This is a genomic window from Stenotrophomonas terrae, assembly GCF_039674165.1.
Classification (GTDB): domain Bacteria; phylum Pseudomonadota; class Gammaproteobacteria; order Xanthomonadales; family Xanthomonadaceae; genus Stenotrophomonas; species Stenotrophomonas terrae_A.
The window spans coordinates 101,268-117,638 of the sequence record NZ_JBDJMY010000001.1; the positions used below are offsets into that span (position 1 = coordinate 101,268).

General features: G+C 64.4%; 15 protein-coding genes. 5 read left to right on the forward strand and 10 right to left on the reverse strand.

The genetic code is table 11. From position 1 onward, the window contains the following. Positions 1-257 precede the first annotated feature (257 nt). The 9 genes from ABE493_RS00455 to ABE493_RS00495 form a co-directional block, all read right to left on the reverse strand. Positions 258-800: a lipocalin family protein gene (locus ABE493_RS00455; protein WP_346496210.1), complete on the reverse strand. Its 543-nt coding sequence runs from the start codon at positions 798-800 to the stop codon at positions 258-260. Between the two features lie 8 nt (positions 801-808). After that, positions 809-1,882 (reverse strand): SAM-dependent methyltransferase, encoded by a 1,074-nt coding sequence (locus ABE493_RS00460; RefSeq protein WP_346496212.1) that lies wholly within the window; start codon positions 1,880-1,882, stop codon positions 809-811. Further along, positions 1,879-2,664: a DUF1295 domain-containing protein gene (locus ABE493_RS00465; RefSeq protein WP_346496214.1), complete on the reverse strand. Its 786-nt coding sequence runs from the start codon at positions 2,662-2,664 to the stop codon at positions 1,879-1,881. Before ABE493_RS00465 ends, ABE493_RS00460 begins: the two co-directional genes overlap by 4 nt. Beyond that, complete coding sequence (locus ABE493_RS00470) at positions 2,661-3,206, reverse strand: DUF2878 domain-containing protein (RefSeq protein ID WP_346496216.1); 546 nt, start codon at positions 3,204-3,206, stop codon at positions 2,661-2,663. The genes ABE493_RS00465 and ABE493_RS00470 overlap by 4 nt, the downstream gene beginning before the upstream one ends. A gap of 1 nt (position 3,207) precedes the next feature. After that, positions 3,208-4,464: a cyclopropane-fatty-acyl-phospholipid synthase family protein gene (locus tag ABE493_RS00475; RefSeq protein WP_346496218.1), complete on the reverse strand. Its 1,257-nt coding sequence runs from the start codon at positions 4,462-4,464 to the stop codon at positions 3,208-3,210. After that, positions 4,461-5,228, reverse strand: coding sequence for a DUF1365 domain-containing protein (locus ABE493_RS00480; protein ID WP_346496220.1), 768 nt, complete (start codon positions 5,226-5,228; stop codon positions 4,461-4,463). Before ABE493_RS00480 ends, ABE493_RS00475 begins: the two co-directional genes overlap by 4 nt. Next, positions 5,225-6,502: an NAD(P)/FAD-dependent oxidoreductase gene (locus tag ABE493_RS00485; RefSeq protein WP_346496222.1), complete on the reverse strand. Its 1,278-nt coding sequence runs from the start codon at positions 6,500-6,502 to the stop codon at positions 5,225-5,227. The genes ABE493_RS00480 and ABE493_RS00485 overlap by 4 nt, the downstream gene beginning before the upstream one ends. 1 nt (position 6,503) lies before the next feature. Next, a complete protein-coding gene (locus ABE493_RS00490) occupies positions 6,504-7,454 on the reverse strand; it encodes an acyl-CoA desaturase (protein ID WP_346496224.1) in 951 nt (316 codons plus the stop codon). Between the two features lie 82 nt (positions 7,455-7,536). Next, complete coding sequence (locus ABE493_RS00495; RefSeq protein ID WP_346496226.1) at positions 7,537-8,304, reverse strand: hypothetical protein; 768 nt, start codon at positions 8,302-8,304, stop codon at positions 7,537-7,539. Positions 8,305-8,435: 131 nt separating this feature from the next. Between ABE493_RS00495 and ABE493_RS00500 the strand changes: the two genes are divergently transcribed. Beyond that, complete coding sequence (locus tag ABE493_RS00500) at positions 8,436-9,059, forward strand: sigma-70 family RNA polymerase sigma factor (RefSeq protein WP_346496228.1); 624 nt, start codon at positions 8,436-8,438, stop codon at positions 9,057-9,059. Continuing rightward, positions 9,056-9,736, forward strand: a complete 681-nt coding sequence (locus tag ABE493_RS00505; RefSeq protein ID WP_346496230.1) for a ChrR family anti-sigma-E factor — start codon at positions 9,056-9,058, stop codon at positions 9,734-9,736. Before ABE493_RS00500 ends, ABE493_RS00505 begins: the two co-directional genes overlap by 4 nt. Positions 9,737-9,772: 36 nt before the next feature. On the opposite strand, the gene ABE493_RS00510 is transcribed toward ABE493_RS00505, so the two are convergent. Then, the gene (locus ABE493_RS00510; protein ID WP_346496232.1) at positions 9,773-10,846 is read right to left on the reverse strand and encodes a LacI family DNA-binding transcriptional regulator; all 1,074 of its coding nucleotides are present in this window, start codon (positions 10,844-10,846) and stop codon (positions 9,773-9,775) included. A gap of 446 nt (positions 10,847-11,292) precedes the next feature. On the opposite strand from ABE493_RS00510, the gene ABE493_RS00515 reads away from it, so the two are divergent. From ABE493_RS00515 to ABE493_RS00525, 3 genes are all read left to right on the forward strand, one after another. Beyond that, a complete protein-coding gene (locus ABE493_RS00515; RefSeq protein ID WP_346496234.1) occupies positions 11,293-14,427 on the forward strand; it encodes a TonB-dependent receptor in 3,135 nt (1,044 codons plus the stop codon). A 157-nt stretch (positions 14,428-14,584) separates the two neighbouring features. Then, positions 14,585-15,343, forward strand: a complete 759-nt coding sequence (locus tag ABE493_RS00520) for a SapC family protein (RefSeq protein WP_346496236.1) — start codon at positions 14,585-14,587, stop codon at positions 15,341-15,343. Between the two features lie 15 nt (positions 15,344-15,358). Beyond that, the gene (locus ABE493_RS00525; protein ID WP_430980680.1) at positions 15,359-16,366 is read left to right on the forward strand and encodes a cupin-like domain-containing protein; all 1,008 of its coding nucleotides are present in this window, start codon (positions 15,359-15,361) and stop codon (positions 16,364-16,366) included. Positions 16,367-16,371 lie beyond the last annotated feature (5 nt).

Sequence of the window (16,371 nt, forward strand, 5' to 3'; positions counted from 1 at the left end):
GACCCGCGCTGGCCAACCCGATTTGAAAGCGAATGCCCGCGCTGGCGCCGTGTGAGCGCGGCGGAGTGGCCACCGTCGTACGTAGATGAACGAGCGGGGGCTGGAGCAGGGCATCCCTTGGCCGCAGATGAGGTTCAGCGCAGGCCAGGCGCTCCCTGTCTGCCTGCGCGCGGAATCCAAACGCTGGCCCCGGCAGCGCAGCCTTGGCAGCGCCGGCAATGCTGCCCATGGCTTGGCAGGAAGCGCCGGTTGGCGCGCTAGTTCGAGGCGCGCTCGGATTGGGGTACGCGGCGTAGTTTGCTTACTTCATAGCCCATTGCCTGGATGCGCTGCACGGCACTTTGATAGTCGGCTTCGCTGACCTGCGGGGTGCGCGCCATATACCAGACGTAATCCCGCTTGCTGCGCGCAACGATGGTCTGCGCGTAGCTGTCGTCCAGCCAGGCGATCACATATTCCGCCTTGATCGGCCAGATGAACTGCATGCCCCAGATGGCACCGTTGCCGTGCGCCTCCACCGTGCCGATAGGATGCATTGTCTTCTGCGCCGCATCGAAGCTGCCGTTGCGGTAGGTGAAGGTGGTCTGGATGCGCCCATCCGGGCGCAGCGCATAACGCTCCACTGCATCGAAGGCCTTGCGCTCAGGCCGTGACGGGATGTGCGCGATCACATACCAGTCGCCCATGAAGCGGGGAACGTCGACCGAATCGGGGCGGGGTAGCGGCCGCGTTTCCGTGGCGCTGCAACCGCTGCCGAACAGGGCCACGGCCAATACCGAAAGCAGGGAGACAATGCGCATGCTGCACCTCAGTTGGGCCGAAAAAGATAGTGCGCCACCAGCCATTCCTGGCCATCCGCATAGCCAAACAGTTCCGCGCAGGCCATCCAGAACATCCGCCAGCGTTGCCACCAGATCTTTGCATCGGCCTGCCCATAGGTGGCCTCCAGCACGGCCATCACTTCCACCCGTGCCGCATCCTGGTTGGCCAGCCAGAGGTTGGCAGTGCGCTGGTAATGTCTGCCGTCCAGCAGCCAGCGCTTTTCCAGGTGCAGGTCACGCTGGAAATGCAGCAAGGTATCCACCGACGGCATCAGCCCGCCGGTGAAGAAGTGCCGGCCCATCCAGTTGTCGCCACCGTCGGTCTCGAACGGATACATCTGGGTCCGGTGGGCGAAGATGTGCACGAACAACGCGCCATCAGGCTTCAGCCATTGTGCGATGCGCGAGAGCAGGCGCTCGTAGTTGCGCACGTGTTCGAACATCTCCACCGACACGCAGCGGTCGAAATGCGCCGCAGGTAGCTCCAGCTGGTTCACATCGCAGGTCAGCACCTCCACGTTGTGCAGGCCACGGAACTCGCACTGGGCAAGGATGTGCTCACGCTGGCTGTGGGAGTTGGACACGGCGGTGATACGTGAATGCCGGTAGTGCTCGGCCATCCACAAGGTCAACGAGCCCCAGCCGCAGCCCAGCTCGAGAATATGCTGGCCATCGCTCAGGCCGGCGCGTTGCGCATAGAGCGTCAGCATTTCCTCTTCGGCCTGGTCCAGGCTCTCCTCGCCGGTGGGGAAGTAGCAGCTGCTGTACTTGAGCTGTTTGCCGAGGCAGGCCTGGAAGAAGCCGGCGGGCACTTCGTAGTGCTGGCGGTTGGCCGCATCCACATGCAATGCCAGCGGGCTGCTGGACAGCTCGGCGATGCGCCGGCTGAAACGTTCCGACTGCGCCTCGACACCACCTTCGGTTTCCTCCTGCAAACGCTGCGTGCACAAGCGGCGGATACCTGCACGCAGTACGGCATCGGGCACAAGCCCACGTTCGGCCCAGACCACCATGCCGGTCTCGGCATCCGTGGTGGGGTGCAGTGATGCGCTGTCGGTCATGGCGAGTGCTCCTTGGAAGGCTGCGGAAACCAGGGGAAAAACATTGGCGTACTGCGTTGGTAGGCGCGGTAGTCCTCGCCACGGCTGCGCAGTGCCTGCTTCTCGGTGAAGGGGATGCCGCTGAGATAGCGCAGGAACAGATACATCAGCACGGGGCCGATCCAGGCCAGCCACCACAGTGGCGAACCCACTGCCAGCAGCGGGTAGGTGAACCAGTGCAGCCATTCAAAGAAATAGTTCGGATGGCGCGAGTAGCGCCACAGTCCGTCGCGGCAGGTGCGGCCACGGTTGGCTGGATCGGCGCGGAAGCGCGCCAGTTGCCTGTCGGCCAGAGACTCACCGGCAACGCTCAGCAGCCACACCGCTGCCGCTGCGGCAAGCCAGCCGTACATATACGTTTTCCGGTTCACTGCCACCGCGATGAAGGGCAGCGCGAACAGCAGGATCAGCATCGCCTGGGCCATGAAAAACCCGAATATCTTGCCTTGATGCCCCTGCCAATGTTCGCGCAGGTAGCGGTAGCGCCCGTCTTCCTCCTCGCTGCGCACCCTGCGCCACAGATGTAACGCCAAGCGGCTGCCCCACAGCCCAGCCAGTACGCCCAGCGCGGTACGCGGCAGCGCTGCACCGTTGCCCAGCAGCGCCAACAACACTGCTGCCATGGCCAAGCCCAAGGCCCACAGCACATCGACTACGCCGATATTGCGGTGCCGGCGTTGCCACAGCCAACCCCATCCCATCAGCACGACGGCGCCGGCCAGTACCCAGATCAGATCTTTCATGGCGAAACTCCACTGGCAGGGCGGTAGGTTGCAGTACGCGACCAACGGCGCGCCGCGCCACACAACAACGACAGGGCGATTCCCCAGCACACGCCGAGCAGCAGCACGCCGTGCCATGCCGGCAGCGAAAACCGCACCGCGTCGAAACCGCGCGCGGCGGACAGGTAGGCAAGCGGGGCCAGCAGCAGGCCAAACACCGCCGGCAGCACAGCGTGGCGCTGCAGGAACGCCATCGAGCCGGTGATCGTCATCGCGAACGCTGCCCACAGCGACAATATCCAGGGCGGAGGTGCCCAGCCCAGCGGCGCGGCGGCGTAGCGTACGCTGCCGGTGGCTGCCGCAAGGCCGTCCACCCACCATGCGCAGACCAAGGCCAGTGCCAGCAGGCGCAGATCCACCCGTGGTTGTGCCGAGCTGGCCAGCTGGCTGCCCACATAAAGCGTTGCCGCCAGCAGTGCCGGCCACTGCCAGCCGCGCCCGGCGCCGGCCACGGCGCATAGCCAGACAAGTTGGTTGCCGAGCAGGTTGGCCCACATGCGCATGTCAGCGCCGGTCCGTTGCAGTGTGTTCTGGCCGATGGCCAGGGCGCGCCAGCAGCAGGTGCGAGACGCCGATGGAGCGCTCCAGGAAGCCGCCTTCGCAGTACGCCAGGTAGAACTCCCACGAACGGCAGAAGCCGGCGCTGAATCCCTGCGCATGCACTGCGGGCAGCTGGGCCAGGAAGCGCCTGCGCCAGGCGCGCAGGGTCAGCGCATAGGAGTGGCCGAAGTCCTGCTGGGCAATCAGCTGCAGGTCGCTGGCGCGGGTCTTGGCGGCCATGATTGCGTTGATGGAGGGAATGAAACTGCCGGGGAATACATAGCGCTTGATGTAATCCACGCTGGACCGCGCCTGCTCATAGCGATGGTCCTCGATGGTGATGGCCTGCAGCAGCGCGACACCGGTGGGTTTCAGCAGGCGCTGCAAGGTGGCCATGTAGACGTCCAGGTATTCGGCGCCGATGGCCTCGATCATCTCGATGGAGACGAGCTTGTCGAACTGCCCCTGCAGGTCGCGGTAGTCCTGCATCAGCAGGGTGATGCGGTCTTGCAGCCCGGCGGCAGCGACGCGCTGGGATGCCAATGCATGCTGCTCTGCCGAGATGGTGGTGGTGGTGACATGGCAGCCATAGTGCTGGGCGGCGTGCAGTGCAAAGCCTCCCCAGCCGGTGCCGATCTCCACCACGCGGTCACCCGGCTGCAGGTTCAGCTGCTGGCAGATGCGGTCCAATTTGCGGGTGGACGCAGACTCCAGGGTGTCTTCTTCGTTGCTGAACAGCGCCGAGGAATACATCAGGTCCGGCGACAGGAACAACGCGAAGAAGTCGTTGCCCAGATCGTAATGGGCGGCGATGTTGCGCCTGCTGCCTTCGCGGCTGTTGCGGCGCAAACGGTTCCAGCCACGCAGCAGCCAGCCAGCAACGCGTGCCGGCCCGTGTTCCATCGCGTCCAGCAGGTCGCGGTTGCGCACCAGCAGGCGCACCAGCGCGACCAGGTCGTCGCAGTGCCAGTCACCGTGGATGTAGCTCTCGCCGGCGCCGACGCTGCCTTGTGCGGCAACCTTGCGATAGAACGCCGGGTTGTCGATGGTGACCGTGGCCTGCAGCGCGCCGGGCTCGCCCAACAGCACTTCGCCCATGCCATCGCGCACGCGCAGCTGGCCCGAGCGCAGCGGCGTCAGCTGCGCAAGCAGCCGTCGGCGCAGGAACAGATCGAGTGCGGTTGGGCGGGGCAGTGTGATCGAAGGGGTCATCTCGTTCATCGGGTTTTCTCGGCGGGGGACGGATGGTCGTAGACGGGGTTGCCCTTCAACCACAGTCGCAAGGCGTGCCAATGGATGGCGGCAGCCACCTGCATCGTCATCAGTGGATACAGCGCCAGTACCCGGGCCAGGCCGCGACCATCAAGCGGGCGGCGCTGCATGTGTTGGGTGGCGTCGAACTGGCGTATGCCGTCCTGCCAGACCTGCATATGCACATGCAGGAACTGCCCAGGCGCGCTGAAGCGCCAGTCATAGCGGCAGTTCATCGGCATGAAAGGTGAGACGTGGAAGCACTTGTCGAACTGCCAGCGCAGCGCATTGCCCTCGTGTGCGGCTGTGGCGACCGGCAGGACGTAGGCGTGGCGTTCCTTCCACGGCGTGTTGGTGATGTCGGCCACGATGCAGTCCAGCGTGGTGCCATCGGCCTGGTAGCAGTAGTAGAAGCTGACCGGATTGAAGACGTGCCCACCAAAACGCAGGTGCGTCAGCAGCCGCACGGGGCCCGCAGGGCGATGGCCGAGCTGCGGAGCAGCATGGTCGCGCACGGCGTCGGCCAGCGGCTGCGCCGGGTCACCGAAGTAGTCGCTGCGGCGGAACTGGGCCAGGTTGCGTCGGTTCACCGACCACAGCCAGCGCCGAGAGAACACCTCGTCCAGCTCATCCAGATCGAGCAGAAGCTGTGCCACCGGGTAGCGGAAGGCATGCGGCTGCGGCAGGTGGCGGCGGTGGATCACCTGCCCGAAGTAGAGCGCGCTGGCACTCATGCGAGCACCTCGGCGTGGCGCTGCGGGGCGCGAAGCGGCGTGTGGCAGCGCAGGGCATCCACCACGCGCCTGGCGCTGCGGATGCCGTCCTCATGGAAGCCCCAGCCCCAATACGCGCCGGCAAACCAGGTGTTGCGCCGCCCCTGCAGCTCAGCCCAGCGTTGCTGCGCGCGTACGGCGGAGCCATCGTGCACCGGATGGGCGTACTGCAGCCGGCGCAGCACCGTGGCCGGGTCGATGGCATCGCTGCGATTGAGGGTGACGATCAGCGGTGTGTCGCCGGGCAGGCCCTGCAGCAGGTTCATGCAATAGCTGACGGTGCACGGCGCGGTGCGGTCTTCGGGTACGTGCGCGTTCCAGGCCGCCCATGCCTTGCGGTTGCGCGGCAACAGCTTGGCGTCGGTATGCAGTACCACCTCGTTCTGCTGGTAGCGGATGGTGCCAAGCACGTCGCGTTCGGTGCGATCGGCATCGGCAAGCAAGGCCAACGCCTGATCACTGTGGCAGGCCAGGATCACCTGGTCGAAATCCTCGATGCCGGCGACGCTGTGCACGCGCACGCCGTCGGCAAGCCGCTCGACCTTGCTGACCGCACAGCGCAGGCGTTCTTCGACCTGCCAGCGCCGGCGCAGCGCCTCCACATAGCGTGCCGAGCCACCTTCCACCACGCGCCAGGGGGCGCGGCCGGTTGCCTGCAGCATCTGGTGGTTGGCCATGAACTGGACCAGGTAGCGCGCCGGGAAGTCCATGATTGTCGCGGTGGGCGAGGACCACAGAGCCGAGGCCATCGGCAGCAGGTGTTCCTCGACGAACGCTTCGCCATAGCGTTGCTGCCGCAGGTACTGGCCCAGCGAAGGGCCCTCCGGCTCGGACAACAGCGAAGGAGCTTCGCGGTAGAACCTGCGCAGATCGGCAAGCATGCCCCAGAACCGTGGCGACACCAGGTTGCGGCGCTGGCAGAACAAGCCATCCAGCGAGGTGGCGTTGTATTCCACGCCACTGCGCGCACTGTGCATTGAAAAGCTCATGGTGGTCGGCTTGGACGCCACCCCGAGTTCTTCGAACAATGCGCTCAGCAAGGGATAGTGCAGCTCGTTGAAGACGATGAAACCGGTATCCACGGCCATGCGGACCGATCCCACCTGGACGTCGTGGGTATGCGTATGGCCGCCGAAATAGTCATTGGCTTCGAACAGCGTTACCTGATGCTCGCCGTCCAGCCACCAGGCACTGGCCAGCCCGGCGATGCCCGAGCCGATTATCGCGATGCGCATGTCAGTGCTCCGCCTTTGCCAGCACCCAGGCCGGAATGGGTTTCAGGCCTTTCACCAGTCCCAGTGCGGCCATCACACGTAGCCCGTACCAGGTCATGTCCAGCTCCCACCAGCGGAAACCCTGGCGGACTGTGCCGGGGAAAAAATGATGGTTGTTGTGCCATCCCTCGCCAAAGGTCAGCAGCGCCAGCCAGAAATTGTTGCGGCTGTCGTCGCGCGTCTGGAAGCGGCGGCTGCCGAACCGGTGGGCGAGGGAGTTGATGGTGACCGTGGCGTGGAAGAGCAGCACGGTGGAAATGAAGAACCCCCATACCAGAAGCTGCATTCCCGATGTATGCAGGCCGGGAGCAACGCGCTCCAGCACGGCGCCCAGCCCATACAGGCCGCCGGCCAGCAGCAGCGGAACGACGGTGTCGAAGCGGTCCAGCCAGCGCAGTTCCGCGAACCGGGCCAGATCGGGGACGCGCTTCAGGTCGGTGGCAAAGGCGCCGCTGCTCAGGAACCAGCCCAGATGGCTGCGCCAGAAACCGCCCTGCAGCGGTGAATGCGGATCCTGCGGCTGGTCGGCGTGACGATGGTGGTGGCGGTGGTGTGCAGCCCACCACAAGGGGCCGCGCTGAACGCTGCTGGCGCCGATCACCGCAAAAACGAACTGCACGGCGCGTGGCGCCTCGAAAGTGCGATGCGAGAAATAGCGGTGGTAGAAGGCGGTTATCGCGAACATACGCACGGCGTACAGCGCGGCAGCCACGAGTACCGCCGTGGTGGATACGCCGACCCAGATCACCCCCAGGCAACCGACGTGCATCAGCACGAACGGGATCGCGCGCAGCCAGTCGATCCCAACTGCAGCGTCGGTCGTTGCGGGCTCGCCCGCGCCGGTATCGAACCAACGCTGCAGCGTGCGGATCAGGCGCGCTCGAGGGCGGGGCAGGGGCGCGGCGGCGTTCATGGCGGTGTCTCTTGGAGGTGCTTGCTGATCTGTACGTAGCAAGGCGCCCGTTGGATGCGCCCGCCGTGATCGATTTGCGACTTCACTCACGCGTAACGGAACAGCTGGCGACCAGCGGCTGGCTCCAGGCCTGCTGCCATTGCTCGAGCGAGCGTGGCGAGGCGGGCTCGCTGAAGCGCACCGTCACCGGGGGATAGTCGCCGCGTGCATCGCGCAGGTTGCTGGTGCCCTGGAACTGCAGCAGCCGGCGGTCGCTGTCCGCATAGATCAGCGCCAGGCGTGGTGCCATGCCGCCGTACCAGGCATCCAGCTTGACCTCGATGGAGTGGGCGGCGATGCCCTGCCAACGCACGGCCCCCCGGTGCAGAACTTTGATGGGATAGAAACGCTGGCGGCCGGGGACCAGGAACGGAAGACTGAGCGGCTCACCGCGCATCAGTGCCTGCCAGTGCTGGCGCACCGCCGCGTCGAACCCCGCATCGACGACAGCATCCGCTGGCAGCGCCACCGAACTGCTGCGGCGCGGCGCAGCGGCATCCTCCTGCCAGTCGATCCAGGCCCGGCCATCGGCGATGCGCACCAGCGCCGCCTGCCCGCTGCGCTGATCCTGCAATTGGTAGCCGCGCGCCGCCGGCAGTGCGCTGGCCGGCATCTGCTTTCTGGCGAACGGGCGCCCGTCCGGGCACAGGTATTGCACCCAGCGCTGCGCGCCCTCGCCACCGCTGCCCAGCCAATGCACCTCGCGGTAGCTCACCGTCCCCTGTGCGGTCGTGGCAACCCCCTCATTACGCAGCAAGGGGGCGGCAGCGGCCACGGGCGGGAGCCATAACAGCAACCAGAGCGTACGCATGGGCTTGCTTCCAGAAGGGCGGCAATCCCTGTACGTGTGGTGGCGGCAGACGGATGCAGGCCGTTGCTGCATCCAATCGCCGCCTCCGTCCGTAACGGATGACAGACCTTCACCGCCTGCCGCGAACGCTGATGTACCCTGACGCTGCCCACCTCACTTCCACCTTCCATACCGCACGCATCGTGTCCAGTTCCCAGCAGCCGAGCAGCGAGCCGACTAACTGGGCCAGCGACATGGACGGTGTGGCGCTGCGGCGTGACCGCGATTGCTTCATGCGCATCTACGATCACTTCATGCCGCGCTTGTGCGTCTACCTGCGTGGGCTGGGGTGCCCGGAATCGATTGCCGAAGAGCTGGCACAGGAATGCCTGCTGCGGCTCTGGCTGCGTGCGGCAGACTTCAATCCGGCCCAAGCTGCCTTGAGCACCTGGCTGTACCGGATTGGCCGCAACCTGCATATCGACCGTGTGCGTCGCGAGCGCAGCTGGATGCAGGTGCAGGCGGCGGTGGAGGAAGCCGCTGCCGACGACCCGCTCGAGCGCAGCAGTGCCGAGCAGTACGCCGACCAGGCGCGGCTGCGCCAGCGCATCAACGACCTGCCGGCGGTACAGGCAAGGCTGGTGCGCATGTCGTATTTCGAAGCCAAGAGCCACGCCGAGATCGCGCAGGCGCTGGGCATGCCGTTGGGCACGGTCAAATCCCATCTGCGGCGTGCGTTTCTGCAACTGCAGCTCAAGGTGGGGGGCGCACGATGAATCCGCATCACCATCTGCACGAATCCACCCTGATGAGCTACGCCGCAGGCGCGCTGCCATCGCCATTGAGCATCGTCGCCGGTGTCCATCTTGAGCAATGCCCGCACTGCCGGGCGCAACTGCGCCAGGCCGAAGCGATCGGCTCGGTACTGATGGAGCAGACGCAGCCAGCCCCGGCCACTGCAGAGCAGCGTCGCGCACAGCTGCGCGAGGCGATGCTCGCACAGTTGGCGGGCGAGGCCGGCCCCAGCGTGGAAACGGTGGGCCGGCAGCTGCCGAGGGAGCGCCCCGAGGCCGACCCGGACCACCTGCCGGTTGCGTTGCACCCGTATTTCGGCAGTTCGCTGCGCAACCTGCGCTGGCGCTGGATTGGCCCGGGCATGCATTGCATCCGTGCCGAGCAGATGCCATCGCTGATCATGCTGAAGATCGCACCCGGCAAATGCCTGCCGATGCACAGCCATGGGCGCAGCGAGTTGACGCAGATTCTGCGCGGCTCCTACAACGATGCGCTGGGCCTGTTTGCGCCAGGAGACATGGCGGACCTGGATGAGGATGTCGAGCACCAGCCGGTCACTGCGCCGGGGGTTCCCTGTATCTGTGTGTCAGCGCTGGATGCGCCGCTGGTATTCAGCGGCTGGCTGGCGCGCAAGCTGCAACGCTTCGTCAAACTCTGAAAGAGTGTCGCGCTGGTGGCAGGGCGATCTGAGGCTCTACTTGCGGCTTTTCTTGCTGTCCGTCCTGTCGGCAACCGACCAACGGGATATCAGCTGGTGCGGAAGAACATGGTTCACGATGACGCGCGCGGAGCCCTGCGTTCGGCGTATTTCGCGCAACAGGATATCGATGGCAGCGTCGGCCATTGCCGCTACCGGTTGGTGAATGGTGGTCAGTTCAGGCCATACCATGGTTGACGCTGACGTATCATCGAAGCCCACCACCGACAGGTCGCGCGGTACATCCAGGCCGCGTCGATGTGCCACCGACACCACCGCCGACGCCATGTCGTCGTTGCTTGCGAAGATGGCAGTGGGTGGGCTGCGCAGGGTGAGCAGGCGTTCGGCCGCTTCCAGGCCCGAGCGATAGGTGAAGTAGCCCGGCTGCACCAGCTTGTCATCGTAGGCGATGCCAGCTTCAGCCAGTGCATCCCGATAACCCTGCCAGCGATGCGCACTGGCGGTCTGGTTCGGGTCGCCCTTGATGTAGCCGATGCGCGTATGGCCGCGCTCGATCAGATGCGTGACCATGTCATGGCTGGCGCGGTGATCGTCGATGCGCACGCAGGAAATGCTGTCGCTGAAATGCCCCGATGCGATGGATACGACGGCAACGCCGGCCTGTGTGAACTCGGCGACGATGGCCTTTGACTCACACAGCGGCGGTGGCAGGATCACCCCGGCCACACTGTTGGAAAGCTGTCTTGCGGCGCCCCTGCGTGCCTTGGGGTCCAGCTCGTCCCAGGTGGCGATCACCAGCTGCGCCGCTGCTCGCGTCGATCCGCGCAATGCGCCGACCAGCAGTTCGCGCAGGTAGCTGGAGCTGGGGTTGGTATAGATCAACGCGATGCAGGTGTGCTGTGCCGCCGCCAGCGCACTGGCGGCCAGGTTCGGCCGGTAGCCGAGCTCGCGCACGCTGCGCATGACGCGCTCGCGGTTGCCATCGCGTACACCCGCATGACCGTTGATCACGCGCGATACCGTCATCGCCGATACGCCCGCATGCGCGGCGACTTCGTCGATCGTGATTGCGCCACCTTTTCGGCGCACCGATCTGCTGCTCTTCTTCATGCAATTGGTTCCATTTGATTCAATTACGGACCATCTGTAACGCCCGTTACCTGCGGGAAACCAAGCGCTGCAGTGCATTCCATGCCCCTGCCTATCGTTGTTCATCGCTTGGGAATAAGCCAGTGGACTCGCTTTGCTGCGCTGCACGGTGACAAGTGAGAACACAGGTGATTAGTCTGCGCTCCGACGCGATGGTAGCGCTACCACTGTACCGGGTGAGGCCGGTTGTCGGCTCGCCTTCTGCAACTCGCGGTCATACCAGCAAGCTTGGAACACGTTTCAGACGCAGTGCGCTTGGGGGGCATTGCGATGTTCGGTTTGGAAGACGGGCCTCGCCCGTGCGTGCCCCTGGGAGGGGGTGGTACATCCATTCGATCGTATGTCAGAGAGAGGACATTCATGAGCGCTTGCACTTTTCGTAGTACTCCAGACCCGAGGATCGGTTCATGAGCCGGAAGTTGACGAAGTTCAAATCCAGAGCCATGTTCACCTTCGTCGGGGGTGTGCTGGTCATCAATCCTGCGTTCGGACAGGAGGCGCCGACGCCGGCACCGGTTGCAGCGCAGGAACAGGCCCAGCAGAAAGCCACGCAGTTGGACGCCGTGCAGGTAACCGGCATCCGCAACAGCCTCAGCCAGGCGATGGACATCAAGCGCGACTCGGCGGGTGTCGTCGATGCGATCAGTGCCGAGGATATCGGCAAGTTTCCCGATACCAACCTGGCCGAATCACTGCAGCGCATCACTGGCATCTCGATTGAGCGCCGCGATGGTGAGGGTGCGCAGGTAACCGCACGCGGCTTTGGCCCGCAGTTCAACATGGTCACGCTCAACGGCCGCCAGATGCCGGGTGCCGATGCGTTCGGTGCATCGGGCCAGGTGGCCATCGGCGGCGTCGATGGCGGCACCCGCGCGTTCAACTTCGCCCAGTTGGCGGCCGAGGCCATCAACGGCATCGAGGTCTACAAGACCAGCCAGGCGCAGGTACCCAGCGGTGGCATCGGCGCCACCATCAACATCCTGACCGCGCGTCCGTTCGACCATGAAGGGTTCGTCGCCAACGCCGGCGCCAAGGTGGTCTCGGACCAGAGCCAGCCGTTCGACAACGACCTGACTCCGGAACTGTCCGGCATCTTCAGCTACAGCAACCCGGAAAAGACGTTCGGCGTCAGCCTCAGCGCGAGCCAGCAGAAGCGCAAGGGTGGCTCGGTGCAGGCCACCGACAACTATTGGAACGTGCAGCCGTGGACCGGCACGATGCCGGGCAATCCAACCGTGGTGAACGCGCCGGCGATCGGCCAGTTGTACGGGCGCCCGAATGATCTGCGCTATGCGTTCTCCGAGTTCGAGCGCGAGCGCGTCAACGGCCAGGCGGTGCTGCAGTTCGCACCGATGGATAGCCTGACCCTGACCCTGGATTACACCTATTCGACCAACGAAATCACCGAGAATCGTGGCGAGCAGGGCATGTGGCTGCAGAACAGCAACTACACCAATGTCGAGTTCGACACCAGCGGCGCGGTCGCCACGCCGATCTACATCCGTGAGATCGCCGGCACCAAGGACTTCGGCCTTGAGCAGCAGCGCAGCATGCAGAAGTACAAGTTGGGCTCGTTGGGCTTCAATGGCGTATGGGATGTCAGCGACCGGTTCAAGCTCAGCTTCGATGCGCACAACTCGAAGAACGAAAGCCGGCCCAACGATCCGCTCACCGGCGGTGGTTCCATCTTCATGAGCATCGCGGGCACCAACAACTGCACCAGCGGTCCACATTGCGGTGGTTCGTGGGTGCAGGAACTGAATTTCAACAACGGCCTGCCGGTGGGTACGCAGACCTGGTACCCCAGCACGGCCGATGCCGTCGCCGGCACCAACGGCGTGGTAAACCCGGGGTTTGCAGCAGGCGAGATCGGCTCACAGGTGCTGCGTGTCAACGCGCAGACCCAGATCAGCGAGATCAAGCAGGCGCGGGTGGACGGTGAGTGGAGTTTCGATCAGGGTCGCTTCCAGTTTGGCGTGGACAGCAACAAGTCATCGACTCATCGCATCCAGGCCGCCGAGGCCTATTCCACCCTGGGTGACTGGGGCGTGGCCAATGTCGACGGCGACACCGCCGGCGGGCTGATGGACCTGCTGCAGCCGGTCAGCATCGTCGGCTTGTTCGACGACTACAACGCCAACAGCTGGTCGGCGTGGCGCGGCAATGCCGGCACTCTCGCGCAATGGGCTGCCAGTCAATATGGCGTAGGCCTTGGGGTAAGCCCGCAGCGTGCCGCCGATAACCGCGTGGAAGAAAAGACCAGATCCGCGTACTTCCAGGTTGAACTGGATGGTCAGCTGGGTAGCATGCGCACCAATACCCGGCTGGGCGTGCGCTACGAAACCACGGATGTGGTATCGACGTCGGTCATCGCCATCCCGGAATCGATCGAGTGGCAGTCCAACAACGATTTCCGCGTGGTGCTGTCCGATGAGCAGCAGCCTTTCAGCGAGAAGGCCAAGTACAGCTACATCCTGCCAAACCTCGACTTCAGCATTGATATCACCGATGAGATCAAGGGCCGCGCTTCATTTGGCAAGAGCATTGCACGTGCACCTTATGGCAACCTCTATGCAGGGCCCGGCGCTCAGCAGCCCTTCGGCTCGGTGTTGATCGATCCATCGTCACGGGCCAGTGGCAACGCACAGAATCCGGCCTTGAAGCCGCTGGAATCGGACAATCTGGACCTGGGTGTTGAATGGTATTTCGCCGACGCCAGCTATGTGTCGTTGACGTACTGGAACAAGTCCGTAGACAACTTCATCGGTAACACCATCGTGCAGGAGAGCTTGTACGGACTGACCGATCCGACCTCCGGGCCGGATGCCCAGGCGGCATTGGCCTTCCTCACCAGCGCGGCCTGCGCTACGCAGGTTGGTGCAGCCAACGCAGCGGCATGCTCGGCCAACGACACGTCGCTGTTCACCGCGCTTGCGCTGCTGCGCAACAATCCAGCCGGGCTGGGTGCCTACAACGGTACCGATGCGCAGGTGCTGGCCACCGAAGCGGCGTATGACCTGCACGGGCAGGCCAATGATCCGTTGTACCTGTTCAACGTCAATCGGCCGATCAACCAGAATCAGTCCAAGCTGCATGGCTGGGAACTGGGTGGCCAGTACTTCTTCGGCGACACCGGTTTTGGCGTGCTTGCCAACTACACCATCGTGCGTGGCGACGTCGGCTACGACAACGGCGGTGACCCGAGCATCGACCAGTTCTCGCTTACCGGCCTGAGTGACACCGCCAACGCCATGCTGATGTACGAGAAGTATGGCTGGTCGGTGCGCCTGGCCTGGAACTGGCGTGACCAGTACCTGATCCTCGCCAACCAGGGTTCAAGCCGAAATCCCTACTATGTCGAGGAGTACGCGCAGTGGGACCTGAGCGTGAACTACGCGCTCAATGACCACTGGTCGTTCGGCCTGGAAGCGATCAACCTGACCGGTGAGGATGTGCGTTGGCGTTCACGCACCTCGCAGATGATCGTGAAGCTGGCTGACCAGAGCCCGCGCTACATGCTGGGTGTCCGTTACAAGTTCTGAGTCGGCTGACAGAAGGCCCCCCGCAGGGGCGTCACCGGTACCGCTGCGCGAGCAGCGGTACCTTTTCCAGGTGCGTCGAACCACGCGTGCCTGCACACGGTCCGCGCGCCGGCGGTAACATGCCAGCGCACGGCTCCCGACCTGATTGGAAGACAGCATGGCCCGCTACGAATTGCTCAACAACATCGCCCATCGCGAGCTGCGGGTAGCGACCGGCTTTGGGCCCGAGTTTGGCGACGAAGTGGGAATGGTGCCGGCTTACCCCAGTGAGTTCGCCGAACTGCAGCGGGAGTACCCGATCTTCCTGCGCAGGGACGCCGCAAGCGGAGCATGGCAATCGGTCGCCCTGCTGGGTTTCGAGCAGCACGAGAATCTGTTCCTGCAGGAAGGGCGCTGGAATGCCTCCTATCTGCCGGGGGCGGCGGCAAAAGGGCCGTTTCTGATCGGCTTCCAGGAGGACTGGGTGGATGGTGAACTTGTCCAGCAAGCGGTAATGCACGTGGACCTTGATCACCCCCGCGTGAATACCGACGCCGGTGAGCCGGTATTCCTGCCGCAAGGTGGCAACAGCGCGTACCTGGATCACATCGCAGGCGTGTTGCGGGGTATCCATGACGGCAATGCGTTTGGCACAGACATGTTTGCCGCGCTCGATGCCAAAGGTCTGATACAACCGATCAAGCTCGACGTGCAGATCGACCAGCAGCACCGCGTGGGCGTCAATGGCCTGCACGGCATCGATCGGGACAGACTGGCGTTGCTGGACGGCGCGGACCTGCGCGAGCTCAATGGCGCCGGCTATCTGGAGGGCGCCTACCTGATGCTTGCGTCGTTGCACAACATGCGGCGGCTCATCGCTGAAAAGCAGCGCCGCCTGCGCACGCAGGAATCCGCTGTTTCGACCACCAGGAATTGAACCGTGCTTCACGGCATGCCGATGCGAACGCTGGAAGGCCTTGATGCAGATGCGCTGCCGTTGGCGGCATTGGCAGCGCAGGGACAGCCGGTGGTGCTCAGGGGCATCGCGCGCAACTGGGGTTTGGTGCAGGCAGGACTGCGCTCCACCCAGCACGCGTTTGACTACCTGCGCGGTTTTGATGCCGGCGTGCCCCTGCAGTATTCGTTCGGTGGCCCCGAGATCGAAGGCCGCCCGTTCTACAACGCTGATTTCACGCAACTGAATTTCGAAGTCCGGCGCGGGCTGCTTGCGCAGGTACTCGATGAAATCTCACAGAACCTTCTGCTTCCGCGGCCGCCAACCTATTACGTCGCCTCGCTGCTGATCGAGCGGGCGCTGCCCGGGTTTGCACAGGCCAATGATGCGGGGCTGGCCGGGCAGGGAATCGATGCGTCGGCCAGCATCTGGATCGGCAATCGGGTAACCGCCTCCTGCCATTACGACACCCCGGACAACCTGGCGTGTTGTGCGGTGGGCCGGCGCCAGTTCACCTTGTTTCCGCCTGCACAGATCGACAATCTGTATCCGGGGCCGCTTGAACCGACGCCGGGCGGGCAGGTGGTCAGCGTGGTCGATTTCGATCGCCCGGATTTCGAGCGCCATCCACGCTTCCGCCAGGCACTGGCCACCGCGCAGAGCGCAGTGCTCGAGCCCGGTGACGCGATCTTCATTCCCAGCATGTGGTGGCATCACGTGCGCAGCCTGGAACCGTTCAACGTTCTGGTGAATTACTGGTGGCGCAGTTCGCCGGCGTTCCTGGGCGTGCCGCTGCCTGCGCTGCAGCATGCGATGTGGGCAATACGCGACCTGCCGGCGCAGCAGAAACAGGCGTGGGCAGCGATCTTCGACTACTACGTATTCGGTCCTGGCGGGCGGGCAGGGCAACACCTGCCCGAAGCTGCCAGGGGCGAGCTTGCACCTTTCGACGAGACGCAGGCGCGGCGTATGCGTGCCATGTTGCTGGGCCGACTCAACCGCTGACAGGA